This is a genomic window from Brevibacillus sp. AG162 (assembly GCF_006715575.1).
Taxonomy (GTDB): Bacteria; Bacillota; Bacilli; order Brevibacillales; family Brevibacillaceae; genus Brevibacillus; species Brevibacillus brevis.
In genome coordinates this window covers 525,415-550,861 of sequence record NZ_VFNO01000002.1, presented here as the reverse complement: position 1 = coordinate 550,861, position 25,447 = coordinate 525,415, and the positions used below count along the sequence as shown (strand labels likewise).

Annotated in this window: 26 protein-coding genes and 1 other annotated feature (1 of these 27 cut by a window edge); of the genes, 13 read left to right on the top strand and 13 right to left on the bottom strand. The window is 48.7% G+C overall.

Going from position 1 to position 25,447, the window contains the following annotated elements; all coding sequences use genetic code 11:
- Window positions 1-128: a binding site (T-box leader), on the top strand; it begins 126 nt to the left of the window's first position.
- Between the two features lie 104 nt (window positions 129-232).
- The gene (trpS, locus tag FB479_RS07440; RefSeq protein ID WP_142063766.1) at window positions 233-1,219 is read left to right on the top strand and encodes a tryptophan--tRNA ligase; all 987 of its coding nucleotides are present in this window, start codon (window positions 233-235) and stop codon (window positions 1,217-1,219) included.
- 178 nt (window positions 1,220-1,397) lie between these two features.
- On the opposite strand, the gene FB479_RS07435 is transcribed toward trpS, so the two are convergent.
- Window positions 1,398-2,291, bottom strand: a complete 894-nt coding sequence (locus FB479_RS07435) for a LysR family transcriptional regulator (protein ID WP_106654350.1) — start codon at window positions 2,289-2,291, stop codon at window positions 1,398-1,400.
- Window positions 2,292-2,534: 243 nt separating this feature from the next.
- Between FB479_RS07435 and FB479_RS07430 the strand changes: the two genes are divergently transcribed.
- The 6 genes from FB479_RS07430 to FB479_RS07405 all read left to right on the top strand — a co-directional run bounded on the left by FB479_RS07430 (window position 2,535) and on the right by FB479_RS07405 (window position 7,916).
- Window positions 2,535-3,470 carry a dipeptidase gene (locus FB479_RS07430; RefSeq protein ID WP_142063763.1) on the top strand — a complete coding sequence of 312 codons (936 nt, stop codon included), beginning with the start codon at window positions 2,535-2,537 and terminating at the stop codon, window positions 3,468-3,470.
- A 35-nt stretch (window positions 3,471-3,505) separates the two neighbouring features.
- Window positions 3,506-4,564: a DmpA family aminopeptidase gene (locus FB479_RS07425; RefSeq protein WP_142063760.1), complete on the top strand. Its 1,059-nt coding sequence runs from the start codon at window positions 3,506-3,508 to the stop codon at window positions 4,562-4,564.
- A 73-nt stretch (window positions 4,565-4,637) separates the two neighbouring features.
- Window positions 4,638-5,447, top strand: a complete 810-nt coding sequence (locus tag FB479_RS07420; RefSeq protein ID WP_142063757.1) for an alpha/beta fold hydrolase — start codon at window positions 4,638-4,640, stop codon at window positions 5,445-5,447.
- Window positions 5,448-5,562: 115 nt separating this feature from the next.
- Window positions 5,563-6,048, top strand: coding sequence for a hypothetical protein (locus FB479_RS07415; protein WP_142064620.1), 486 nt, complete (start codon window positions 5,563-5,565; stop codon window positions 6,046-6,048).
- On the top strand, window positions 6,045-6,194 hold the full coding sequence (locus tag FB479_RS30895) for a hypothetical protein (protein WP_255438309.1): 150 nt from the start codon (window positions 6,045-6,047) through the stop codon (window positions 6,192-6,194). The genes FB479_RS07415 and FB479_RS30895 overlap by 4 nt, the downstream gene beginning before the upstream one ends.
- 396 nt (window positions 6,195-6,590) lie before the next feature.
- Entirely contained in the window at window positions 6,591-7,916 is a 1,326-nt protein-coding gene (locus FB479_RS07405; RefSeq protein WP_142063754.1) for a serine hydrolase domain-containing protein, read from the top strand.
- 110 nt (window positions 7,917-8,026) lie between these two features.
- On the opposite strand, the gene FB479_RS07400 is transcribed toward FB479_RS07405, so the two are convergent.
- Both FB479_RS07400 and FB479_RS07395 read right to left on the bottom strand, forming a co-directional pair.
- Window positions 8,027-8,362 carry a DoxX family protein gene (locus FB479_RS07400; protein WP_142063751.1) on the bottom strand — a complete coding sequence of 112 codons (336 nt, stop codon included), beginning with the start codon at window positions 8,360-8,362 and terminating at the stop codon, window positions 8,027-8,029.
- Window positions 8,363-8,448: 86 nt separating this feature from the next.
- A complete protein-coding gene (locus FB479_RS07395; protein ID WP_142063748.1) occupies window positions 8,449-8,874 on the bottom strand; it encodes a MarR family winged helix-turn-helix transcriptional regulator in 426 nt (141 codons plus the stop codon).
- A gap of 210 nt (window positions 8,875-9,084) precedes the next feature.
- Here FB479_RS07395 and FB479_RS07390 point away from each other — a divergent pair, with 210 nt between their 5' ends.
- From FB479_RS07390 to FB479_RS07380, 3 genes are read left to right on the top strand one after another with little or no spacing between them, the layout of a single operon-like run.
- Entirely contained in the window at window positions 9,085-10,404 is a 1,320-nt protein-coding gene (locus FB479_RS07390) for an ABC transporter substrate-binding protein (RefSeq protein ID WP_142063744.1), read from the top strand.
- 18 nt (window positions 10,405-10,422) lie between these two features.
- Entirely contained in the window at window positions 10,423-11,373 is a 951-nt protein-coding gene (locus tag FB479_RS07385; protein WP_142063741.1) for a carbohydrate ABC transporter permease, read from the top strand.
- Window positions 11,373-12,206 (top strand): carbohydrate ABC transporter permease, encoded by an 834-nt coding sequence (locus tag FB479_RS07380; protein WP_142063738.1) that lies wholly within the window; start codon window positions 11,373-11,375, stop codon window positions 12,204-12,206. The genes FB479_RS07385 and FB479_RS07380 overlap by 1 nt, the downstream gene beginning before the upstream one ends.
- Here FB479_RS07380 and FB479_RS07375 read toward each other — a convergent pair.
- The 10 genes from FB479_RS07375 to nikC form a co-directional block, all read right to left on the bottom strand.
- Window positions 12,203-13,081, bottom strand: a complete 879-nt coding sequence (locus FB479_RS07375) for a phosphotransferase family protein (RefSeq protein ID WP_142064617.1) — start codon at window positions 13,079-13,081, stop codon at window positions 12,203-12,205. The two genes, FB479_RS07380 and FB479_RS07375, sit on opposite strands and share 4 nt — an antisense overlap.
- Before the next feature lie 72 nt (window positions 13,082-13,153).
- Window positions 13,154-13,600, bottom strand: a complete 447-nt coding sequence (locus tag FB479_RS07370; RefSeq protein ID WP_142063735.1) for a hypothetical protein — start codon at window positions 13,598-13,600, stop codon at window positions 13,154-13,156.
- A gap of 133 nt (window positions 13,601-13,733) precedes the next feature.
- Entirely contained in the window at window positions 13,734-14,627 is an 894-nt protein-coding gene (locus FB479_RS07365; protein WP_106654361.1) for a DMT family transporter, read from the bottom strand.
- 22 nt (window positions 14,628-14,649) lie between these two features.
- On the bottom strand, window positions 14,650-15,978 hold the full coding sequence (locus FB479_RS07360) for a sodium:solute symporter family transporter (RefSeq protein ID WP_142063732.1): 1,329 nt from the start codon (window positions 15,976-15,978) through the stop codon (window positions 14,650-14,652).
- Window positions 15,975-16,679 carry a response regulator transcription factor gene (locus FB479_RS07355; RefSeq protein ID WP_012685281.1) on the bottom strand — a complete coding sequence of 235 codons (705 nt, stop codon included), beginning with the start codon at window positions 16,677-16,679 and terminating at the stop codon, window positions 15,975-15,977. Before FB479_RS07355 ends, FB479_RS07360 begins: the two co-directional genes overlap by 4 nt.
- 4 nt (window positions 16,680-16,683) lie before the next feature.
- A complete protein-coding gene (locus FB479_RS07350; protein WP_106654364.1) occupies window positions 16,684-17,472 on the bottom strand; it encodes a sensor histidine kinase in 789 nt (262 codons plus the stop codon).
- A 95-nt stretch (window positions 17,473-17,567) separates the two neighbouring features.
- Window positions 17,568-18,563, bottom strand: a complete 996-nt coding sequence (locus FB479_RS07345; protein WP_106654365.1) for an ABC transporter ATP-binding protein — start codon at window positions 18,561-18,563, stop codon at window positions 17,568-17,570.
- A 2-nt stretch (window positions 18,564-18,565) separates the two neighbouring features.
- Entirely contained in the window at window positions 18,566-19,588 is a 1,023-nt protein-coding gene (locus FB479_RS07340) for an ABC transporter ATP-binding protein (RefSeq protein ID WP_106654366.1), read from the bottom strand.
- 12 nt (window positions 19,589-19,600) lie between these two features.
- Window positions 19,601-20,521 (bottom strand): nickel ABC transporter permease, encoded by a 921-nt coding sequence (gene nikB / locus FB479_RS07335; protein WP_106654367.1) that lies wholly within the window; start codon window positions 20,519-20,521, stop codon window positions 19,601-19,603.
- A gap of 14 nt (window positions 20,522-20,535) precedes the next feature.
- Window positions 20,536-21,435, bottom strand: a complete 900-nt coding sequence (gene nikC / locus FB479_RS07330; protein WP_142063729.1) for a nickel transporter permease — start codon at window positions 21,433-21,435, stop codon at window positions 20,536-20,538.
- 180 nt (window positions 21,436-21,615) lie between these two features.
- Between nikC and FB479_RS07325 the strand changes: the two genes are divergently transcribed.
- The 3 genes from FB479_RS07325 to FB479_RS07315 are packed head-to-tail and all read left to right on the top strand — an operon-like array spanning window position 21,616 to window position 25,343.
- Window positions 21,616-22,851, top strand: a complete 1,236-nt coding sequence (locus tag FB479_RS07325) for an amidohydrolase (RefSeq protein ID WP_142063726.1) — start codon at window positions 21,616-21,618, stop codon at window positions 22,849-22,851.
- Between the two features lie 16 nt (window positions 22,852-22,867).
- Entirely contained in the window at window positions 22,868-24,091 is a 1,224-nt protein-coding gene (locus FB479_RS07320; protein WP_142063723.1) for an amidohydrolase, read from the top strand.
- Window positions 24,092-24,125: 34 nt separating this feature from the next.
- Window positions 24,126-25,343 (top strand): amidohydrolase family protein, encoded by a 1,218-nt coding sequence (locus FB479_RS07315; protein ID WP_142063720.1) that lies wholly within the window; start codon window positions 24,126-24,128, stop codon window positions 25,341-25,343.
- Window positions 25,344-25,447 lie beyond the last annotated feature (104 nt).

The following is a 25,447-nucleotide window of genomic DNA, read 5'->3' as shown; positions in this document are numbered from 1 at the left end:
CGCTGCCGGGATTCTCTCGCCGTTATCAAGAGAGGGGTATCGTATGATGTTCGACATCTTACCGTACTTTAGAGTGAATCGCTTTTTGCGATTAAAAAAGGTGGTACCACGATAACCTCGTCCTTTATTGGGCGGGGTTTTTTGTATTACTTGAAAGGGGTGATGTCCATGGATGATGGTTGGTGGATTTCAAGATTACATGACAGAATCAAAATTATGAGGAGGATCATAAGTGAAAGAACGTATTTTAACAGGCGATCGGATTACGGGAAAACTTCACCTTGGCCATTACGTTGGTAGCTTGAAAAATCGAGTGGAGTTGCAAACCCAATATGAAACTTACTTAATACTAGCAGACGTCCAAGCCCTAACTACTCATTTTGAAAAACCAGAGTTGATTAAACAAAATTTGCGTAATGTGGCATTGGACTATTTATCAGCAGGTATTCATCCTGATAGCGCAACAATATTTATACAGTCCTTGATCCCAGAGATTGCGGAGTTAACCACATATTTTTCCATGTTTGTTACGGTCAATTCGTTACGTCACAATCCTACAATTAAAGCGGAAGCTACGGAACGTGGGTTTCAAGATATGTATTACGGATTCCTTGGATACCCCGTAAGTCAGGCGGCTGATATTACTTTTTGCAAGGCGACGTTGGTTCCCGTAGGAGAAGACCAAGTTCCTCATATCGAACAAACAAGGAAAATTGTCCGTCGATTTAACCAACTTTATAAACCTGTGTTATTGGAACCCAAACCACTAGTTGGTGATGTTCCACGACTTGTCGGATTAGACGGAAATAATAAAATGAGCAAAAGTCTTGGAAATACCATTGATTTGGACTCCACCCAAGAAGAGGTTAGTGAGAAGATAAAGAAAGCGACGACTGATCCTGCGCGAATCCATAAAACGGATATCGGCCATCCTGAAATTTGTCCTGTCTATGCTTATCATCAAGCATTTCGTAAAGAGAGCTCCGATGAGATTTATGAAAGTTGTACAAAGGGGCAAATTGGATGTATGGAATGCAAACGAAAAATTTCTCAGAGTATTAACGAATTACTTGAACCAATGAGGGAACGGAGAAGAATGTATCAAAACGATCCCAAAAAGGTCGATGAAATTCTTATGTCGGGTACAGAAAAAGCACGCCTTGTAGCAAAAGAAACAATGCAAGAGATACGTGAGGCAATGAGTATGAACTATTTCTAAATAGAAGCTACTCGTTTGTTTTCTTTTTATAGGTAATACCATGGATCATATAAAAAAGCCGATATTCTCTACTAATGACATGAATATCGGCTTTTTTTCATCCAATTCACCTCCAGGAGGACCAGCATTTTTGATGGTTTCTGTGCAGTGTTCTCAAAGGGCATCCTCCTTTTTCTCCCTACTGCTGCAAGGCTTTGCTCTGCATCAAAAAGTCAATAAACGTACGCATAATCCCGTGAACAGGTGTATCCTTCAGGTAAATCAGCTCGAAGTTCCGGTTGATTTGCGGCAGATTCAGGACGTCTACTTCCTGCAGCTCGCCTTCGTCCAAATCTTTGGAGATGGCAAAGCGAGGCAAAAAGGCGATGCCCAGCCGTTGTTTCACCATCCGCTTCACGACCTCGATGTTGTCAGCCTCCATGACGACATTGTTTTGTAGTTGAAAATGGCTGAACGCATTGTTGATCAGCTTCCAGTCGAGCGAGCCCCGATTGAACAAGATTAGTCGTTCCCGTGCGACTTCTTCAATGGAGACCTGATGGCGGAATCCAAACGGATGATCGGGATAAATCGCTAAGACCATGTCATCCGGCATTAGCTGAATCCGATTAATCTGTGGATGAGTAACGGCACGAGCAATTCCGAATGACACCTCGTGGTTCAGAACCATATCGAGCACCTGATGGGAATGTCCGGTGAGGATCGTCAGCTTGATTTTGGGGTACAGCTGCTGGAATTGCTGGACGAGGTCAGGCAAAATGTAAAAGGCGGAGACAAAAACGGTGGAGATGGTCAATTCTCCCTCTACATCCCCTTGCGATCGCTGAATCGCTTGCTGTCCCTCTTGCAGCATGTGCATGATGTTTTTCGCATAGGGAAGGAACAGATCGCCTTCTTTTGTAAGAGAAATCGTATGACCCGTTCGTTGAAACAGCTTACAGCCCATAGTCGTTTCAAGTGCCTTGATCCGCATGCTGACCGTGGGCTGCGACAGATAGAGCAAATCAGCCGTTTTGCTGAAGCTCCCGGTCAGGGCGACAAAGATGAATGCTTCAATTTGCTCCATATTCATGAGTAGTGGCTCCATTATGTGAATTTTTAATTGCGCAGGAAAGGTTACGTGCTTCACAGTGTAAAAGCGACCATGCTTACACTTTCCGCAAAAATGCGGCTCCTCCTCGAACATGCCTCGATAATGTTTTCTTAAGTGGCTTATAGCAATAATTTATTGGATTCGCTCTTCAAAATACATTACCTTAAAATTAACAGAATAGGTAGTGTTCTCAAAGGAAATTAGCACAAGGGATGGATACAGATGGCCAAGATGCCGATTATCGATTTGCACTGTGATGCACTTCTGAAAATTTGGGAGAAAAATGGGGCTCTGTCCTTTGCGGATGCGGACGAGCTGGACGTCAACAGAAAACGGCTGCACGATGGCGGGGTAAAGCTGCAATGCTATGCGATCTGGACATCACCTGAATTGTCTACGGAGCAACGTTTTCAAAAAGCTTTGGATCAAATTCATTACTTTTATACAGAGGTTCTCGGAAAACATCCAGAAATGAAACAAATCCGTGATTGGAGCGATCTCGACCATTTGCAAGAGGGTGAGATCGGAGCATTGCTGACGTTGGAAGGTGTAGAACCAATCGGCAACGATTTGAAGAAGCTGCACATTTTGTATCAGTTAGGAGTTCGCTCTGTGGGCCTCACCTGGAACTTCGCGAATCTCGCTGCGGATGGTGCGCTGGAACCGAGGAATGCTGGACTGACGACCTTTGGCAAGGAAATCATTCAGTTCCACAATGAGCATAAAATGTTGACGGACGTCTCGCATCTAGGGGAGGGCAGTTTCTGGGATACGATTGAGCTTGCTGCATACCCGATCGCGAGTCATTCGAATGCACGAGCGATCTGCGACCATCCACGCAATCTGACGGATGAACAGGCAAAAGCGTTATTTGCCAAAGGCGCGAATGTACATGTCGTCTACTGCACCCAGTTTATCAATGAAACGACACCAACCACGATAGATGATCTGATCAAGCATATCGATCATTTTTGTTCACTCGGTGGCGTGCGTCATATCGGGCTCGGCTCTGACTTCGACGGCATTTCCGCAAAGGTCGTAGGCTTGGAGCACGCGGGTCAGAGCCAAAACCTGATCAACGAGCTGCTCAAGCATTATAAGGAAGAAGAAGTGCGCGGGTTTGCCTATGAGAACTTTCTGCGCAATCGTCCGGTGTAAGCGATCGGCATAGCCTTACGAAAGGAATGGAACGCATGACGAAAAAAATTCGGCAGCTCGGTGCGACAATCGGGAGGCTGCCGGTCGGTGAGAAAAATGACATTACGGATGTAGCCGGAGTCCGAGTGGGACATGTGACGATCCAGCATGAGCTGGACAACGACGACTATGCATGCACAGGAGTGACAGCCATTTTGCCGCATGGCGGCAGCTTGTTTCGTGAAAAGGTGACTGCGGCCAGCTATGTGATCAACGGCTTCGGCAAAACGACGGGACTCGTGCAAGTAAATGAGCTGGGGGTATTGGAATCGCCGATCATGCTCACCAATACGTTTTCCGTGCCCGCGGTTACACAAGGGACGCTGCAATACATGCTGGATACGAACGAAGAGATCGGGGACACGACCGGGACGATCAACATTGTCGTGGGCGAATGCAACGATGGTTATCTCAATTCCATTCGCCGCTGTGTCGTGCGCCCGGAAGATGCTAGAGAAGCGATTCAGAACGCAACGGACCAGGCCGTAGAAGAAGGAGCTGTCGGGGCAGGGACGGGGATGATTGCCTTTGGCTATAAAGGCGGTATCGGCTCGTCTTCTCGTATCGTAGTGACTGAGGAGCAAGTATATACATTGGGGACTTTGGTACTCAGTAACTTTGGCAACAAGAATGATTTCTTGGGAGCGAATCTGTTCACAAGCTGCAAAAGCAATGAAAACGCAGTAGAGAAGTCCGAAGATGGTTCGATCATCATCGTACTGGCGACAGATGCGCCGCTCAGTGATCGCCAACTGCTTCGGGTAGCAAAGCGTACAGGAATCGGCTTGGGACGTACGGGGAGCCATTTTGGGCACGGGAGCGGCGACATCGTCATTGCTTTTTCCACAGCGCAAAAGATCCCACATCAGACAACAGCCGTTACGGAAACGCGCGTGCAACTACGCGAGGATCATCCGATCATGAACGACTTGTTTGCTGCTGCGGCAGAAGCGACAGAGGAAGCGATCTACCATTCTCTTTCGCAAGCAGTCACGACAACGGGAAGAAAAGGACGCATCGTTCATGCGTATCCAAGTCAGGGCATAGGGGAGTAGTAACATAACCCTACAACTGGTGACATACCTTGAGTGTAAAGAGGTCCCATGGTGTGATACAGGAGGTAGGGTTATGTACATTGAAGTCGAAAAGGGTGTCACCGTTTTCGTTGAAGACCTCAATCCTGGCCCGAATAGCAAAACGATTTTTTTCGTTCATGGCTGGCCGCTCAACCATAACATGTTTTCCTACCAATTCAATGTACTTCCCCAGCACGGGTTCCGCTGTGTTGCCATGGATATTCGCGGGAACGGCCAATCGGACAAACCGTGGAGCGGCTATACGTATGATCGCTTGGCAGATGACATCTATGTCGTTTTGGAAGCATTAAAGATAAGGGATGCCGTCTTGCTAGGTTTTTCGGTGGGGGGAGCCATTTCGATTCGGTATATGTCCCGATATGAGGGGCGTCATATTTCCAAATTAGCGTTAGTGGATGCGGTTTCTCCTTCCTTTGTGAAAATGCCGGGTTCTCCATACGGCGTCTCGAAGGAGCAAGCAGATGGGCTGATCAGTCAGATGTACGCCAATATGCCTGAGTTATTAAACACGGTTTCTTTGCAGTTCTTCAATCGAAATTTAGGGACTGCTACACTCCAGTGGTTTGTCAAAATGGGGCTGGACTCCGCTACCTATGCCCTCATCAAAATCATGCAAGCAGCAGTGAGAGAGAATGTAATCAATGACTTGAGTCAAATCAGTGTGCCAACCGGAATCTTTCACGGGATTCACGATCGATTGATTCCATTCAAAAGTGCCGAGCTCACCCAGCAGCAAATCAAAGGGTCGAAGCTGTTTCCGTTTGATAACAGTGGACACGGCTTGCCGATTTGTCAGGCGGATGATTTTAATAAGAAGCTGATGGAGTTTATTCAATCATAATTCGTAAGGGAACTGACAGCCGATATTTCTGCCTAAAGTGCAGGATATCGGCTATTTCTTTTAGAACTTACCAATATATAGTTTTCAATAGCACATGAAAAATCAACGATTAAGGATGGGGAAATTGAAGAAAACACTGTGGATCTCTATACTGCTTATAGCAACATTTGTGGGAGGTTTTTATTTCCTTGTGAAAGGGAATCCGCCATTGGATATTGGTACCCTTGCTTCAAGCAAAGATCATAAATCTGTTGTTGTGGGAATTGGCAATAAGGGCTTTGGTGAAGTGAAAATAATGGATGTTTCAGTTAATAACAATGAAAAACCATCAAAAACAAAAGTACAGGTTAGTAATGCTTTACAAGGATTCATCGTAACTGACGATTATGATAATAAGGAATCAATACCCTATGGATTTCAGAAGATAGAGGATATAGCGATGAAAGCTGGCACATCTGAGGATACTGCTACGAAAAACGATGAAATTTATGGACTTAGTGTTATACATCATGAGGCAATAAACAGAGTGAATATAAAGTACAGCTATCTGGGGATTCCATTTGATGTAATGGTGTTCTTTGAAGCGGGGGTAAATCGATGAGCCAAATGAAAGTTGTACCCGTCGAAGTTCCCTGGATGATCAGTCCCTCACATGATTTCGTCGGTTTTACTGGTTATGAGGAGCAGGAAGTAAGCGTGGAAGTGATTTACTTTCCAGCCGATTTGTCTTTTTACGATGTACGGTAAAATGGAGGGCTACGAGCGATATGATTTCAGCATGCTCGATCAGTACTATGATAGGAGACTGTCTTTCCGTGACGAATGGGACAAAACTGATGTTTGCCCAAATCCAGGATTTTACGAAGTCGTTGCGTCAACAGTAAAAGAAGCATTTGGTTTTACGTCCCCTAGAGTCAAGCATTGGGTATTATGCGGGCATGACTCATGTATCGATGTGTTGGCCTATTCTTTTGAATGGGAAGAGGTCGAATGGGGGAAAGCCATGTAAGGGCGATGCCGCTTTACAATAAAATGAAAAAATATGAGATTACGTAGAAAAGGAGTGTTCCGAAGGCATGTTGAATGCTTTTGGAATACTCTTTTTGCTAACTAGAATCTTATAGCCAAAGGCAGGGGAAGGGAATGAACCACGCTAGCGTTTCAGCTCTGGAAGCATTCGTGCAGCAATTCATGGAGAAGGAAAAGGTACTGGGACTCTCCATTGGCATCTCCCGGAATGGTGAGACCCTCTATCAAAAAGGCTTTGGTGTCACTGATCTGGAGACGAATCAGACAGTAACACCTGAGACCATTTTCGGCATTGCTTCGGTTACCAAATCCTTTACCGCTACCGCCATCATGCAGCTCGCGGCAGAAGGCAAGCTGTCTGTGGACGACTCAATTCGCAGCTATTTGCCTGATTTACAAGTAAAGGCGGACATACATACTGAAAAAATCACGATTCACCATTTGCTCTCTCATACATCAGGTGTTCCACCGCTGCTGCGCCGTGAAGAACTGACGAGATTCCCTGAGCATATCGCCTATTTGAACGAAGTCCAATTTGACGCCCTTGGTGTACCGGGTGAGTATATCAGTTACAGTAACGACATGTTTCTTCTGCTGGGAGCTATTATCGAGCGTGTTACTGGACAGCGCTACCGTACCTATGTAACAGAACGCCTGCTAGCGCCGCTCGAAATGAGTCGTTCGACCTTTAACCTGGAAGAAGTCGTTCGTTTTTCCGATGTCTCCGTCCCTTATGTCAAAGGGGAGGAGCAGCAACTAAAAAAAGTGCCGTGGCCCACACTTGGCAACTATGAAGTGGGGGGAGGCATCCGATCCTGCGTCGTTGATTTGCTGAAATACGGACAGCTCTATATTAATGCCGGGCGCTATCAAGAGAAGCAAGTAGCAGATGGAGCTTCGCTTAGAGCCATGTGGCAGCCGGTTCATCGACTGACCAAGGACACCTGGTATGGCTATGCGCTCAAAACTACTCCGAACTATGCTGGAATTACGCTAGTTGAGCATGGGGGCGGTCAGCCTGGGGTGTCGTCGAACTTCGGGTTTGTACCGGAAAATGGGCTAGTCGTCACCGTTCTTTCCAATCTGGAAAACGTGCCAATTCGCAACGTCTGGCTGGCTGCTGTAAACGCTGCCCTTGGTTTGCCACTTGCACACAAAGAAGACGAAGCCCCGCTCTATACACCAACGAGAGAAGAGCTAGAGAAGCTCGTCGGGACGTACACGTCAAGGGAAGGCGGAAGATTGCGACTCTTCCTTCGAGGTGATGCTCCTGTCGCAGAGGTAGCTGGTATGGAGTATGAGCTGCGGGCCAGCAGTCACGATACGCTGATCGATGTACAAAACGGTCAACCGCTCCGCTTTTTTTTCAAAGACCAGCAGCAAGCATGGGCTGTTCTCATGGGGCTGAGGATGCTTTGCAGGAGCGAAAACAAGTTCTAGACTGATTCTTAATAAATGAAACAGCGGCGACCTAAGACATGGAAATAAAGTCTTAGACCCGCCGCTGTTATGACTGTATCCTCAGTTTGGTTGGGATTCCCCTGCCTAGACTAAAAATGATACGTCGAGATGAAAAAGGACAGAAAGCAAAGAACGAGCGCCGGTATTGCTTTCGGAAAAGGATCTCTTGCAATCACAAGTAAGATGAAGGCAGCTACCAACATGGTCACGCCTAAAAGCAATCCTGATAGTAATGCAGCGATCGAAAACCATATTCCAATAATCAAGCCAATGGAACTGATGATCTCAATAAAGCCAGTTAAGAAGTTAAAGATGGGAGGGAGTCCAAATCGTTCAAATTCAGTCGCCATTTTACCGGAAATAATTTTTGTACCTGTAAACATAAAGAAGATCGCAACAATGACTTGCAAAACGATTAGGGTCATAACGGCTACCTCACTTTCGTTCTTCCGTATCAAATTTAATATATGCTATAGCATGTATTTGGCGGAAAAAGTATCTGCCTCTCCATTTATTCATCTTTTACTACTTGATATAATTTGTCGAGCAATGCATGCAATTTCGCAATCTCTACATCGGTAAGGTTTTGCGTTACATGGTTATGCGCTTCGGTAACGACGGGTAGAAGCTTTGATTTTAGCTCCATCCCTTTGTCACTCAACAACAAGTTATGAGAGCGTCTATCCGCGTCATTTAAAGTGCGAATGACGATTCCCTTTTTTTCAAGCGAGTAAATCATTCTGACGACGGTGGTTTGGTCGCGGTCAATAGCATCCGAAAGATCCTTTTGTGTGATCGCTCTTTCTCCATCCATGACACTAAGAATTCCCCATTGCTCCGGCGTGATCTCAAATTGTTTTAACCTCTTCTTAAAATAGTTCGTCATCTTCATATCTGTACGGTGAAGAAGAAATCCGGTCAGGTTGAATAATTCCATAGAAAATCCTAACTCCTTCGTATACATGCTGTAGCATATAAAATGGTAACTTAGTTATTTCAGTTAGTCAAATAAAATAGTGTCGGGAAAGCCTCACTGAAAAAAGAGTAAAGAAAACGAAAAAACTGGTAAAGATATTAAAACTTACAATTCAGAATATTTAATATAATACGAACTGTCTCGCAAAAAAGATCATGAGGGGGTTCGTGTATGGGATTTCGTTCCTGGATTTCTGTGGCGCTCCAATTAACGTTGGCGACAGCATTGCTTGTAGGCTGTAGTCAGCCGGCCGCCACTCCTGACTCAGCATCGCCTTCAGGTGCGAATGGCGTCACGCTAAAAATGGTCGAGAGCATTACTAGCCCACAACGAACTGCGCTGTTAAAAGAAATGCTAGCCCAGTTTGAAGCGAAGAATCCGGGGATCAAAGTCGATCTGATTTCCCCTCCATTTGAAGGAGCGGATCAGAAGATCACACAGATGCTGATGGCAAAAGAAGAGCTGGACGTACTAGAGGTTCGCGAATTCAATGCCAAGCAGTTTTCGATGAACGGCTTTATTGAAAATTTGAAGCCCTACACAGACAAATGGCAAAATTACGATCAGCTGACAGACGTCGCCAAACGTAGAGCCACTTGGGTGGACAAAACTCCTTATTACATTCCGAATGGACTGTACCAGCGCGTTTTGTATTATCGGACGGATTGGTTTAAGGAAGCGGGGATCGAGGTGCCGAAGACATGGGATGAGCTCTTGGTCGCAGCCAAAAAGCTGACGGACCCAGCCAAAAACCGCTACGGGTACAGCTTCAGGGGAGGTGCGACCGGGTGGGATTACGCGCTGATCACCATGTGGGCCTATAACGGGACAGAGGTCGACCCTGACTCAGCCTTTTTCATGAAGGATGGACGCACGATCTTCTCCACGCCGCAATCATTAGAAGCGATGCAGTATTACAAACAGCTTTACAAAGAAGCCTCTCCAAAAGATTCCGTGAGCTGGGGCTTTCAAGAGATGGTACAGGGCTTTGTAGCGGGTTCGACTGCCATGCTGATTCAGGACCCTGACGTCATCGATGGAGCCAAGGAGAAGATGCAGGAAGGGACATGGGCGACCGCTCCGATTCCGATTGGTCCTTCAGGTGTCGCGCAACAAGTAGTTGGTGGACCGGGTTGGGGGATGGCTTCGTACTCGAAGCACAAGGAAGAGGCGTGGAAGCTGATTGAATTCCTCTCTGATCCAGAACAGAGCACTCATTTTGCGAAAAAGACGTCCACGATTCCTGTCGTGAAGAGCGCGGCAGAAGATGAATTTTACAAGACGGGGTACTTCCAGCCGTTTATTGAGATGAGCCAACAGCCGACGAAGTTCCTCGATGTTTCACGTCCTGTGGACTACAAAGGCTGGGGAGCTTGGCAAAGCACGGCGGATAAAGATATTCAGAGCTTTTTGCTCGATCAGCTCACCGTAGAGGACCTGTTGAAAAAATGGGATCAATACTGGACGAAAGAAAAAGCCGAGCGAAAGTAGACGTGGGGGGATGGTAGCTTGGACACGCAAAAACCCATCGTCATGACGACGAAGCAGGTTGTGCCGGAAGGGAAGAAATCGTTCCGAATCTCCAAAGAAGGTCGCTTTATATTTTTGTGCCTCTTGCCTGCCATTTTGTTTGTTTCGGTCTTTACGTATTATCCACTCGTGCGTGGGATCATCATGTCTTTTCAGAACTACACGCTCTTTGACTTGATGAATATTCAGTTCATTGGGCTGGACAACTTTGTGAACGTACTGACAAGCCCAGACTTCCCGCGAGTTGCCATGAACAGCTTTTACTGGGTGTTTTTCTCGCTCGTTTTTCAATTGCTGTTTGGCTTCATGCTGGCCCTCTTGATGCGTAAAAAATTTCGCGGGAGAGGGATTTACCAGGCATTTGTCTTTTTTCCATGGGCGATGTCCGGCTTTCTGATTGGGCTGATTTGGCGGTGGATGTTCAATGCCCAGTTTGGCGTCATTAACGATTTGCTCTTGAAAACGGGTTTGATCGATGCGCCGATCTCCTTTTTGGCGGATGGCACTTGGGCGATGGCTGCCGTCATTATCGCGAATATTTGGTATGGCGTCGCGTTTTTTGCCATCATGATTCTGGCTGCCCTGCAATCGATCCCAGAGGAGCTGTACGAAGCGGCGGCGATGGATGGAGCGGGGCGGATTCAGCAGTTTTGGAGCGTGACACTGCCATATATCATGCCTACGATGCTGGTGACTATCCTGTTGCGGGTCATCTGGATTCTCAACTTCCCGGACATTATTTACGCGATGACGAATGGAGCTCCTGCAGGCTCCACGCATATATTCGCTACCTACATGATCGATAAAGTCATCTTTGGACAAGACTACGGGCAAGCCTCGGCAGTGGGTGTCATCATCGTATTGATTTTGATGTTATTCACGATCTTTTACGTGAAAGCGACCAAAGTAGAGAAAGGAGGGGACTTCTGATGCAACGTGATCATCTAGGGTGGAGGACTGGCAGAGCGATTGTACTGACCCTGTTTCTTGCGTTCGCGATTTTCCCGCTGTATTGGATTATCATTACGTCGCTCAAAGGTCAAAAGGAAATCTTTTCGCTCCCGATTCAATATTGGCCACAACAGGTGACGTTGATCAACTACTTGGAGATCTTTCAGATTTCCCACTTTCAGGTGTACATCTGGAACAGCTTTCTCGTTTCCTTGGTTGCTTCGGCTATGGTCGTATTTATCGCGATGCTCGGCGGTTACGTGTTGGCCCGCTTTTCGTTTAAAGGAAAGCGGCAGGTGATGTTCGGATTTCTCGTCACCCAAATGATCCCGATGTTCATTGGCATGGCGCCGTTGTACATGATGATGTCCAAGATGCACATATTAAACAGCCTGTTTTCGTTGATGCTCATCTACACGGTCATGCTGATTCCGTTTTGCACGATCATCATGTCTGGCTTTTTCCAACGGATACCCAATGCCTTGGAGGAAGCAGCGATGATGGACGGCTGTTCCCGATTGAGCGCCCTGTTTCGTGTCATCGTGCCGATCATGCTCCCCGGAATTGCGGCCACGTTTATTTTCGCCTTTGTCCAATGCTGGAACGAGCTGATTATGGCAGTTCTGTTCATTGATGAAGAGTCGGTCAAAACGATTCCCGTCGCGATGAACGCCTTCATCAAAAAGTACGATGTCGAATGGGGAGCGATGTCGGCAGCTACGGTACTGTCAGTCATCCCGACGATGCTGTTGTTTGCCTTTTGCCAAAAATACTTGGTGGAAGGGCTCACACAAGGTGCCGTAAAAGGCTAGATGTAGTCCTGCATGCCAGCTTGGTACGCTGTTTCATCGTCGTTTTCCAGACCAAACAGCGCTTCTTCCAAGGCGAATGTACTGCGGTAAAATCTCATCCTTGTCATCACCTGCTCAAGCTGGGGGTACACCGGGGTGAAGTGCTGCAAAAACGGTTCCCCGTAGCTCGCGCAAAGTCCGGCGAGGTCGTAAGCAGGATCGCCCACACCTGAGCCGCCAAAATCGATGATGCCTGTGATGCGTTGTTTTGTTGGGGAGTACAAGATGTTGCCGGTGCCGAAATCTCCATGAGTCAAGCAAGGCTGAAAATCAAAATGGGCAGGGTCAGCCAGGTACGTTTCAAAGCGCTCTGCCACATCCTTTTTGGCTTGCTCACGCATGGCTGGGAACAATTTCGAAACGATCTGTTCATACAGCTCAGTCAACTGCTTGGCCATGTCAAAATCGCCAGGGATAAGCTCTGGGAGCAAGGAGGAGACGGGAAGCTGGTGCAGTTCATGAAGAAATTGTGCCAGCTGGGCAGCGACAGTCGGTACCGAATTTTGACGAGAGGCTGCTTGAAAAGCTTCTCGGGTAAAAGGCTCACCTTCGAGTAGTGGATATCCGGCAAACACCCGCCAAGGTAGTTCCTCGGCAAAGGACAAATAGATCGGAGCCGGAATTGGCAGGGAGAGATATGGTTTTACCGTACGTAAAATGTTCGTTTCGATCTTCAGTTGCTCGATTCCGGCGGTATATTTCGGAAAGCGAAACACGTACGCGTCATTGACGATGAGCACATCATTGTTTTGGCCCATTTCGTTAAAGTAGGCGGAAGTGATGGTCAATTCCGGATACGTTGCTTGAATGTGTTGGATATACGCCTGCGTTGTCATCATGATTCTCCTTCCCATATTCCGCTTTTCGAAAAAAGAGCACTCTCCACTAAGGAAAGTGCTCTTTCGTATTTACGATGCTGCCAGTTCAAATCTGACCAGCGTTTCTTTGGTGTCTGCGAGCTTTTCTAGTTCAACAATTCGCCAGTTATGGGAGATTGTCCTGCGCATCCATGCCAGTGCAGCGTCTGATAAGCGAACGTGGTTCAGCGCTGTTTCCTCGACTTGATAGTCACGCTCCGCTTGGATGTTGTAGCGTTTGTTCAGCAAAAACTTGATCCCGTTAAAAGTGGTGAATTTGATTTGGTAGCCTTCGCGAATCGCGGCTTCCAGCGTAGAGGGATCGTTTTTGGACAGTTCAAAGAGATGGGTGTAATCGTACTTGCCGCCCTCCACGTCCGAAAAAGGCGCAGGGTCACCTGTTCTCAGCTTGTGGATGATTTCTTCATCGACGAATCCATGGGCACGGGCTGCCTCTAACAGCATCGTTTCCCACTGGGATAGTTTTACGGTAGACATGGACTGTCCCTCCTCTTAGCACGATGTAACGGTACAGACTCGCCCGCTTTCTCCCAGTATAAAGCAATGAAATTGTACTTCTCAACTACAATTCCGACTATTTTAGTATGAAAAGTGCGGCGAACTGCTTTGCTCAGGATGAAAGTGAGGAGAGCTTCTTCTTTTCGCGCGGGTCCTTGGAGGTTGTGGTCAAGGTCACGCCTGCGATGATGAGAATCGCACCGAAAAACTGTACGGCTGTTACAGGCTTTGCCAGCAATAACAAGCCAAAAAGCATGGCAATAAACGGTTCCAGATTCGCAAACATCGCGGCTTTGGCAGCGCCTACCTTCTGTAGTTGGCTGTTCCAGATTAAGGTCACAATGCCGTGCATGACGACAGCGGTGACAAACAAGAGAATCCAGGATGAGAGGCTGGTGCTTACCGTGGCCGTAGGGATGCTGATCAGGACAAAAGGCAGCATCGATCCGAAACCGATCAAATTGGATACGAGCGTCGTCACGAGTGGAGGGAGTCGATGCCCCAACAACCTGACGAGTATGATCGAGGTTGCGAACGTCAGCATCGTCAATACAATCCAGAGGATGCCTACATCAAAATGCAGCTCTGCCCCTGTATAAATGACGAATAAAACGCCTGATGTACCAATCACCGAACCAATTGCCATGCGGCCAGTCAGCGATTCTTTCAAGAACAAGGCAGCCAAGAGAGCGGTTGTAATCGGCGTCAGCGCCAGGATCAGGGCAGAGGTGGTCGGATCGGCTGTAACGAGTCCTTTATAGAAGGACCACTGGTTGATGAATACGCCGACAACTCCCAGTACCGCGAGCAAAAGCCAGTCCGTACGAGAGAGCTTTGGCATTTTCAGACGCCCTCTGGACCAGATGAGCAGAAACAACACGATAAACAAGAGGCGCATAGCCGACAAAAAGAGCGGAGAAAACTCGGCGACGAGCATTTTCCCGAAGACGAAATTGCTGCCCCAAGCGGTTACGCAAAAAATGAGCAGCAAGTAGGAGCGTAGCATAGGATTCGTTCCTTCCTGTGGGTCAGCGAGTGTGATCCGGCGTTCGGATGTACCGTTTCCACAGCCAGGTCATGCACAAGTAGGCGGTTAAGACCAGAGCTGTACATAAGGAGGCAATCCAGATTGCCATCATGGGATCGACGTACATCCGGCTGCTATAGCCTGCGACGAATCCCATTACTGCGCTGATCAAAATGAAAGTAGGTGCTTTTCCCTTCGTCAACACGATAACGACGACAGGCAAAAACAGTGAGGCATACATAATGCCAAAGAAGAACAGCAAATCCAGCAAGGTCGGCTGGAAGTAGATCGTCAAACCATACGAAAGCGCACCGATGGCAATGGCAAGAATGTAGCCCAAACGGATTTTTTGCCGTTCAGAAGCGTCTGGGCGGAACAGCTGATAGACGTTGTTGACCATTAGACTAATCATGGAATGAAGACCTGCACCAAAAGCGGACATGATCGCACCAAAGGCACAGAGGACAAATAATACAAGCAAGATCATCGTGTCAATCTTGCGTACGAGATCAAACAACAGCGAGTAAATATCATCAAAGCCGCCCGTAAAAAGGACGATGATGATCAGCGAGGAAAACGCCAGTGGTACGGTGGCAAAAATGAGCCCGGACACCAGAAAGGTAGGGACGATCTTTTTCTCTTCCATCATATAGAGCCGCTGCCACGATGCCTGATCGACAAACACTTGACCAAACCCGATCAACAGCCCGGTAATGATAAAAAAAAGCCCCTCGTTGTTGTTGAGCACCAGAAGGTAAGGATGGTAAAGGCGCAGTCCGTTATAGACGTGCTCGACACCTTTTCCGACGAAAAAGTAGACGGGAATCAGGATGATGGCCGCAAACGTAATGACAATTTGCACGATGGCAAAACGATGGATCGAGCGGATACCTCCGATGCCTGCAAACAGCACACAAAATCCAAAAAAACAGAGCAAGCCAAGAGGGATCGGTAAGCCAAACAAGATGTTCAGCAATACGCCCCCAGCTATTCCCTGAACGAACATCGCTTCAATCGTGGTAATCAAAAGGAAGATGATCATCAGCCAGTAACCAAACGGATGCAGCTTGTCCCGCATGTAATCCCCGATGGTCATCCCTTCCGATAACTCACGGCGGACTTTACGGCCAAGCAGGCCAAACATACTGAGGGCAAATGCTCCCATCAAAGCGAAGCCGATCCCGCCAAATATCCCGTATTTGACGAGTGCTTCCGGTGAACCGAATATCGTGTTTCCGGTTACCCAGCGGGCGAGGATCGAGACGACCCCAAGCCCAATGCCGATCTTTGCTGCACCTACCACGTATTCGCGAAACGATAAGTAGGTCAAGATGCATTCCCCTTGTCCCGGTATTCTTTCGGGGTTTTCCCCACTACCTTGCGAAAAATGGTGCTGAAATAGTGTTGGCTGTTGAAGCCAGTCCGCTCGGCAACCGTCGATATGCTCCAATCAGGATGAGCGATCAGGAACTTCTTCGACATTTGAATGCGGTACTGCATTAAATACTCAGAGAATGAGACGCCTACTTCTTCATGAAAACGGCGGCTCAAATAGGTAGGATTGATATGGACTTCTGCGGCAAGATCAGCCAAATTCAGCTTCTCCGCGAATTTTTGATGAATGATGTTCATCGCATCGGAAATAATTCGGGTGTAAGCGGAGAGGGCAGGGCTCTTCTGATATTTTTTCAGAATGTCGACCAGCTCGCTCTCAATGACGGGCTTCGTGATGTAATCCACGACACCGAGGCGGATCGATTGCTTGGCATAATGAAAATCTTGATAAGCTGTTACAATAATGAGCTCGATGTCTTTGTGCTGGGCTCTCAGCTCTTCGCCAAGCACCAGCCCGGATTTCCCCGGAAGATTAATGTCCAGAAAGGCGAGATGAAGAGGAACCTTCTGGCTGATCGCCATGGCCCTGCTGCCATCTGCGGCCTTGTAGAATTTCCACAAGGGGAACATGGGCTGAATCAAATACTCGAGTTGGTCCAGCTCCAACGGTTCGTCATCCACGAGTAGTACGTTCATCTTCTCACCTCAGATCGATTTGTTCATAAGTACAGGGCCACCTGACAGACACAAGAGTTCCTCCCTCAGATATCGGAGCAAGCTCCAGATGTGCATGATCACCAAAACAAAGGTGGAGCCGCCTGCGGATGTTGTCCAATCCATGACCGCTCTTCTCATGTGGCTGTTCCGTTTCGATCTCACTTTCATTCTGGAATGCTGTGAGTCCGGAAGAACCGTTGTCCATGACCGTAAGCAGGACATCGTCATCTTTTCGGCTTAGGCGGATGTCTAAGATAGCTTCGCCCATTTTTCGTTCCAATCCATGCTTAAATGCGTTTTCCACGAGCGTCTGCAAGACGAATGGGGGAATGGATGCTTGCAAGAGATCATCTGCACAATCTAGCTGAATCCGGAGCCGATCGCCGAAACGCAGCTTTTGAATCTCCAAATATTGCTCCGTGTACGTAATCTCCCGCGCCAATGAAATCAACGGCTCTGTGGATTTGTATTTGAATTTGAGAAACTGGGAGAGAACTTCGAGCGCTCTCACCAGTTCCTTCGTTCGGTTCAGTCGTGCCAGACTGAGAATGACATTTAGCGTATTAAACAAGAAGTGAGGCTGGATCTGTTGATTCAACTGATTGTAGAGCGCTTGCTGCAGCTCTTTTTCCAGCTCGATCTTCAGATTCTTGTTTTCTAACAGATCAATCCGCTTCTCGAAAATGAACAGAAACAATAAAGCAATAGCTCCTATGATAGGAGCCAAAATAAACAGCAGAATGAGCAATGTGAAACCTTCGAAGCTTATCATGAGATCCCTTCTGTATGGATAGATTTTGCAGTTACCATCATATCATGCTGCTTCGTGATCTCTTGCGTTTTTAGAAAATTTTAATCTCTCTATGATTAGACTTGGACAAGGTGGCAGGCAACTTGATGCGTATCGTGCAGGCTGGTCAAGCCAGGTACTTCTGTTTTGCAGCGATCAATCGCATACGGGCAACGCGTATGGAAGCGGCAGCCCTGCGGAGGATTGATGGGAGAAGGTACATCTCCGCGCAGAATGATCCGTTCCTGCTTTTTGTTTATGTCTGGCACCGGGATTGCAGACAAGAGTGCCTGCGTGTAAGGATGCTGCGGGTTGTCAAACAGGGACTTTTTATCCGCAATCTCTACGACTTTACCGAGGTACATGACCATGACGCGATCCGAGATGTGACGAACGACGCCGAGGTCATGGGAGATAAACAAATACGTCAGCTTGAATTGCTTTTGCAACGATTTCAAGAGATTCAACACTTGAGCCTGAATGGATACGTCGAGTGCGGATACGGCTTCGTCACAAATGATCAGCTTCGGTTGCATCGCGAGGGCACGGGCAATCCCGATCCGTTGGCGTTGTCCGCCGCTGAACTCATGCGGGAAACGGTCAATTTGATCCGGACGCAAGCCTACATAGCCGAGCAGCTCGATAATGCGCTCGCGGCGTTGATGCGCAGGTACGATATTTTGGATCGCCAACGCTTCCCCGAGAATAGCGGATACAGATTGGCGCGGGTTGAGCGAAGCGAATGGGTCCTGGAAAATGACCTGCAAATGCTTGCGCATGTCGCGCATTTGCTTCTTGGACATCGCCAGCAGATCTTGTCCTTCGAATAATACCGTTCCGCTCGTCGGTTCATCCAGACGGAGGATGGCACGACCGGTAGTGGATTTGCCACAACCGGATTCGCCCACAATACTCAGTGTTTCTCCTTCATAGATCGTGAAGCTGATGTCATCTACGGCTTTTACATGGTTGACGGTACGGCCTAAAATGCCGCCTTTGATCGGGAAGTGCTGCTTGAGATTTTTTACTTCGAGCAGTGGTTTTTTCGTTGGATTCGCTTGTGTCGTCATCATGGTCATACCCCCACTTCCGTAGCAGTCTTGGTGTCGCCGTCCCACTCAGACGTATACATCCAGCAGCGTACTTTGCTTCCGTCTGCATACTCCAAGAGCTCAGGAAGCTTCGTATTGCACAGCTCTGTTGCATGCGGGCAACGCGGAGCGAATCGGCATCCAACTGGCATGTTGAACGGACTTGGGACGTTCCCTTTAATCGCTTGCAGCTCTTCCACGTCCTCATCCAGACGGGGGAGGGAGTTCATCAGCCCTACTGTATAGGGATGGCGTGGATTCGCAAACAGGTTTTGTGCAGTTGTGTATTCCACGACTTTTCCTGCGTACATGACCGCAACGCGATCGCATGTTTCAGCAACGACGCCAAGATCATGGGTAATCATGATAATGCTCATGCCCATTTCGACTTGCAGCTTTTTCATCAGCTCGAGAATCTGAGCCTGAATGGTAACATCCAAAGCCGTCGTCGGTTCATCCGCGATCAAAATTTCCGGGCGGCAGGCGAGAGCCATCGCGATCATAACGCGTTGGCGCATACCCCCAGACAATTCATGCGGCTCTTGCGTCGCGCGTTTTTCCGGGGAAGGAATACCGACCAGACGCAGCATGTCTACTGCTTTGTCCCACGCTTCCTTCCGTCCCATATTTTGGTGCAGGCGCAATACTTCTGCGATTTGCTCCCCAACGGAATAAACCGGATTGAGCGAGGTCATAGGCTCTTGGAAAATCATCGAAATCTCGTTCCCGCGGATCGCGCGCATGTCTGTCTCGGATTTCTTCGTCAGGTCTTGCCCTTTGAAAAGGATTTCTCCTCCTACAATTTTTCCCGGAGGACTGGCAATCAAACGCAGGATCGAGAGGGAAGTGATACTTTTTCCACAGCCCGATTCTCCTACCAGACCGAGTGTCTCTCCTCTATTTAGAGAGAAATCAACGCCGTCCACTGCTTTACTGACGCCATCGTCTGTGAAAAAATGCGTTTGCAGATTGCGAACGTCCAGGATGATATCTTGTTGCTCCGGCATGGTGATCCCTCCTTAGTTCAGATCAATTCGTTTATTAAAGTAGCGATACAATACATCGACGAGCAGGTTCACGAACACGAAGATAATGGAAGCGATCAGTACGCCGCCTTGTACGACGGGCAAATCACGCATGCGGATCGCATCGACGATCAGACGGCCCAAACCGTTGATGGCAAATACAGATTCTACGAGAACCGTACCACCCAAAAGGAAACCGAACTGCAAGCCGACGACGGTAATAATCGGGATCAATGCGTTTTTCAAAGCATGCTTGTAAATGATGACTGTTTCACGCAAGCCTTTTGCTTTTGCTGTGCGTATATAGTCTTGACGCACGACGTCGAGCATACTGGAGCGAGTCATACGAGCAACGATGGCAGCCCCAGCGGTACCGAGTGTGATCGCTGGCAAAATCATGTGCTTCCAGGTGCCCCAGCCTGCGACCGGGAAGAGCTGCAGCTTGACGGAGAACGTGTAGATCAAGCTCAAGCCGAGCCAAAAGCTTGGCAAGGATACACCGAGCAAGGCAATAACCATGATCGTAATATCAGCAGCAGAGTATTGCTTGGTAGCAGAGATGATACCTGCGATCATTCCGAGGACAACCGTTACAAAAATACTGGCAATGGCGAGTTCGATGGTAGCGGGCAAGCGCGCCATGATTTCATCCCACACGGGAAGATTAGAGCGAAGTGATGTACCTAGATCGCCTTGGAACACGTTGGCGACATATTGCGCGTATTGAACCATGATCGGCTGATCCAAGCCGAGCTGTGTGCGCATTTTCGCGATGGTTTCCTCAGAAGCGCCTTCTCCGGCGAGCAATACAGCTGGGTCGCCAGGAACCATTTGCATGATCAAAAAGACGACCAAAATGACACCGAGCAGGACGGGAATCATCTGCAGCAGGCGACGGATAATGTAAACAAACATGGTAGCATTCCCTCCTAAGTTTTCATTCGTGGATCGAGAGCGTCCCTAAGGCCGTCTCCAAAGATGTTGAAGCCGAGAACAAGAGTTGCAATAGCGAAACCAGGGAACATGGCCAGATGTGGAGCGGTAAACAAGAAGTCACGTCCGTTGCTGAGCATGGCGCCCCACTCCGGCAGAGGAGGCTGTGCTCCCAGTCCGAGGAACGAAAGGCCAGCAGCGGATAGAATCGCGGTAGCTAGGCGCATCGTTGCCTGTACGATAATAGGAGACAAAATGTTTGGAAAAATGTGTTTAAAGATAATCGTGAAGTCATTGGCACCGAGTGAGCGGATCGCATCGATGTACTCCAGTTTTTTCACGGTCAAAGTAGAGCCGCGGACGATCCGTGCAAATACAGGAATCGAGAAGATACCAACGGCGATCATAACGTTAAAGAGACTCGGCCCTAAGGCACTGACGATGGCCAGAGAAAGCAGGATTCCCGGGAAGGCGAGCAGAACGTCGATGATACGGGAGATGACCGTATCTACCCAGCCTCCGTAGTAACCGGATAATAAGCCGAGAATAATTCCGAAAAATGCACCAATAAAGACGGCGACAAATCCGACGGACATCGAGAGCTGTGTTCCGTATAAAAGACGGCTCAGTACATCCCGGCCTTTGTCATCGGTACCCATCCAGTGTTCAGCAGATGGTGGCTTCAACTTGTTGACCAAGTCAATTTCATATGGATCGTAGGGAGCGATGAATGGTGCCAACAGGGCAATCGCGATGTAGAAAATCACGATACAGCCGCCTACCATGGCGAGTTTGTTTTTTCGTAGTTTCCTGTAAAAAGTCCGCCATCTGCTAGGGCGAGCAGCCGCTGCTTTCGGCGGAAGAGCTTGATTGGTTGGTGCGATCTCAACCTTCATGGTGTAACCCCTCCTTTGCTTACGTCAAAGTTATCAGAAAAATGTACGAAGTAAAGGCAATTTGAACAAGTCGTAAAAATAGTGAAAATAGACGTAAAGATTGTGCAAATCAAGTCTTCCGGCTTCCTAGATAATGGGGGAGAAAGGAATGGAGAGAGACAAAGAGAGGGTGGATAATGGATGGGCGTTACCTATTGGTTGACCAATGTTCGTTTGGAGACGGGCTACCGTCGGGAAAATGGTGTCGTCACGGGGACAGAGGCATCCTTGTATCACATTTTGGTAAAAGACGGAAAATTCGCGCGTATTGTACCAGCGACAGAGACGCTTACAGACGGTATTTTGCAAAAGGATGCAAAAGGCTTATTGGCACTCCCATCATTAGTAGAGAAGCATGTTCATTTGGACAAGACGCTTCAGGGAGAACCATGGCGGGCTGTCATTCCTGTGTCCAATATCATTGAACGCTGTGAAATTGAAAAGCGCACACTGCCAAGTTTGCCGACAACCACACAAGAGCGTGCGGAGAATCTGTTGGAGATCCTCTTGTCCTATGGCTCGACACACGTGCGTACACATGTGGACATTTACCCGGAAGTAGGAATCTCCAATTTGGAATCAGTAAAAGCAGCATTAGCAACCTACGCGGATCGAGTCACCCACGAAATCGTGGCATTTCCGCAGCATGGCTTGTTGCGTACAGATGCAAAAGCACTCTTGCGTGAAGCATTGCGCCAAGGAGCGACTCATGTCGGGGGCGTAGACCCAGCTAATGTGGATGGTGATATAGAAGAATCCTTGCACCAAATGATGGAGCTGGCGGTAGAAGCAAACGCAGGTGTGGACTTGCATTTGCATGACCCGGGACATTTGGGAACCTACACGATGAAGCGGCTGGCAGCAATGACCGTAGACGCTGGCTGGCAAGGCCGCGTAGCGATCAGCCATGCGTTTGCGCTCGGAGACATCCCTGTGCAAGAAGCAGAGGAGATGGCGACGATCCTGCGGGAAGCAGGCATTACGATCATCACCAGCGTGCCATTTAGCCGCGTCATTCCACCTGTGCAGCTGTTGCACCAAAATGGCGTAGACGTTGCGGTCGGCTGCGACAACATTTTTGACACGTGGCAGCCATACGGAAATGGCGATGTACTGGAGCGCCTCTGGCGACTGGCAGAACGCAATCGTTGGCTGGACGAGCTGTCGCTGTCTCAATCTCTGCGTTTTATCACAGGTGGCAAAACGACGCTGGATGCCAACGGAACACAGCTGTGGCCTGCACAAGGGGAAGACGCTAGCCTGATCCTCGTGGATGCGACCTGCTCGGCAGAAGCGATCGCGCGCCGTGCAGATCGACACGCTGTATTCTTCAAAGGCAATCTCGCTTCTGGTCAAGTGGAAGAAGTGAACGTTTAAGAGGGGTGAAAAGCCGGTGAAATCTTCTCCTTATTGGATCGTCAACGCTCGATTGGAAATCGGGTATGAGTGGGAAGAAGGCGTGGTCAGTGGAACACGGACAGAGCTGTGCGATTTGCTCATTGAGCATGGGAAAATTACGCGCATTGTCCCTTCTAGTGAAATTTTGGAGGATGGGCTGCCGAAAAAGGACGCGAAGGGCTTACTGATCTTGCCGTCTATGGCCGAGAAGCACATTCATCTGGAAAAAACGTATTACGGCGGCCCATGGAAGGCAACAACTCCCGTAAAAAACTTGTTCGAACGCCACGCTGAGGACAGAGGGCTGTTGCCGATGTATCTCAAGCAGGCGCAGACAGGAGCAGAAAAAATTCTCTCGCTGCTGGTGGAAACAGGGGTTACGCATGTAAGAACGCATTGTCATGTGGACCCACAGGTGGGCCTTGGGTTTTTGGAGGGAATGAAGAGAGCATTTGAGACGTATGCAGACCGTGTCTCCCACGAAATCGTTGCGTTCCCGCATTATGGCATGCTGCGTACACAAGCACGCGACATGGTACGTGAGGCACTGCGTCAAGGCGCCACTCATGTAGGCGGCGTCGATCCGGGTGGAGTAGACGGGGACATCGAGCGTTCCCTGCAAACGATGCTAGAGCTGGCAGTCGAAGCGGATGCCGACATTGACATGCATTTGCATGATCCGGGGCATCTCGGCATGTTTACGATGAAGCGCCTCGCTGCTCTGACTGAAGAGGCAGGCTGGCAAGGACGTGTCACGATTAGTCACGCGATGGGATTAGGCGATGTTTCGCAGGAAGAAGCCAGAGAGATGGCACAACGACTCGCCTCTCTTGGTATCTCCCTTGCATCGACCGTGCCGATCAATCGCCCGACCATACCGATTCCGTTGCTGCATCAAGAAGGGGTTGCCGTCATGCTCGGCAACGATAGCCTGACAGACAACTGGACACCCTTTGGCAGTGGAGACTTGTTGGAAAAAGCGGGACGACTGGCTGAACGCTTCCGCTTGACGGATGAAAGATCGTTAGGCGTAGCACTTGGCTTCGTGACAGAAGGGCGGATCACTCTCGATGAAACCGGGAATCGCCTGTGGCCATTGGTTGGAGATGAGGCGAGCCTGATGGCAGTCGAAGCGACATGTTCAGCAGAAGCAGTTGCGAGACGTGCGAAGCGCAAGGTCGTTCTTTTCCAAGGCAATCGGGTAGCGGGTGAGTGGTAGTACTACTTTTAAATAGAAAGGATGTCATGGATAGATGTCTACAGCCTATTGGATAACCAACGTCCGCTTGGAGAGCGGATACCGCAAAGAAAATGACAAGGTGGTTGCTACAGATACTGAAGTGGCGCATCTATTAATAGAAGACGGACGAATTGCACAGATCGTGAATGGAGCTGCTCCACAAACCGAGCTGCCAACGAAGGATGCCAGCGGTCTGTTGGCCCTGCCGTCATTTCGGGATATGCACATCCACATCGACAAAACGTACTATGGCGGCCCTTGGAAAGCAGTGACACCAGTAAAAAACATCTTGGGTCGACTGGAAGAAGAGAGCCAGCTCATGCCAAAGCTGTTGCCAACAGCCCAAGAGCGCGCAGAAAAAATGCTGGAATTGCTGCTGTCCGCAGGCTCCACCCATATTCGCTCCCATTGTAATATCGATCCGTATATCGGACTCAAAAACCTGGAAGCGACCATGGCAGCTCTGGAAACCTTCAGCGGCAGATTGCAGTGCGAGGTCGTTGCCTTCCCGCAGCAAGGTCTTCTGCGAAGCAACCAAGTGGAGAACATCCGCCAAGCCTTGAAAATGGGCGCGACCTACGTTGGTGGTGTAGACCCGGCAACCGTCGATCAAAACATCGAGAAATCGCTCGCTACCATTTTTGAGCTGGCAGTCGAAGCGAATGCACCAATCGATGTTCACTTGCATGACCCGGATCATCTCGGGGTGTTTACATTCAAGCGTCTGGCTAAAATGACCGAAGAAGCAGGCTGGCAAGGTCGCGTTACCATCAGCCATGCCAACTCCCTTGCCGACATCAGCCTGGAAGAAGCAGGCGAAGTAGCGGAAATGCTCGCTGGCTTGGGCATTTCGATTACTTCCACTGTACCCGTGAACAGAGGAACAATTCCGATCCCATTGCTGCATGAGAAAGGCGTTTCGGTCTCTCTCGGTGACGACAGTATTACTGATCACTGGTCGCCATTTGGACAAGGCGACAGCTTGGAAAAAGCGGGCCGCTTGGCAGAGCGCTTCCGTATGCAGGACGAGCGTTCCCTGTCTCAAGCACTGGGCTTCATTACAGGCGGGAAGACGCCGCTGGATAAAGAGGGCAACCGCCTATGGCCGAATGTTGGCGATGAGGCGGATATCGTATTCGTTCATGCATCCTCGGCAGCAGAGGCTGTTGCACGTCGTGCGAAGCGCCAAGCAGTCATGTTCCGCGGGAATGTCGTTTCTGGGGCTTTGTAAAATCGAAAGAAATAAGAAAAAGGCAGAACCACAGGGTTTTGCCTTTTTTCTTTTGTAGGTGGCAATAGTGGCCAAAATATAGTGTTTATTTTTGTTAATATTAG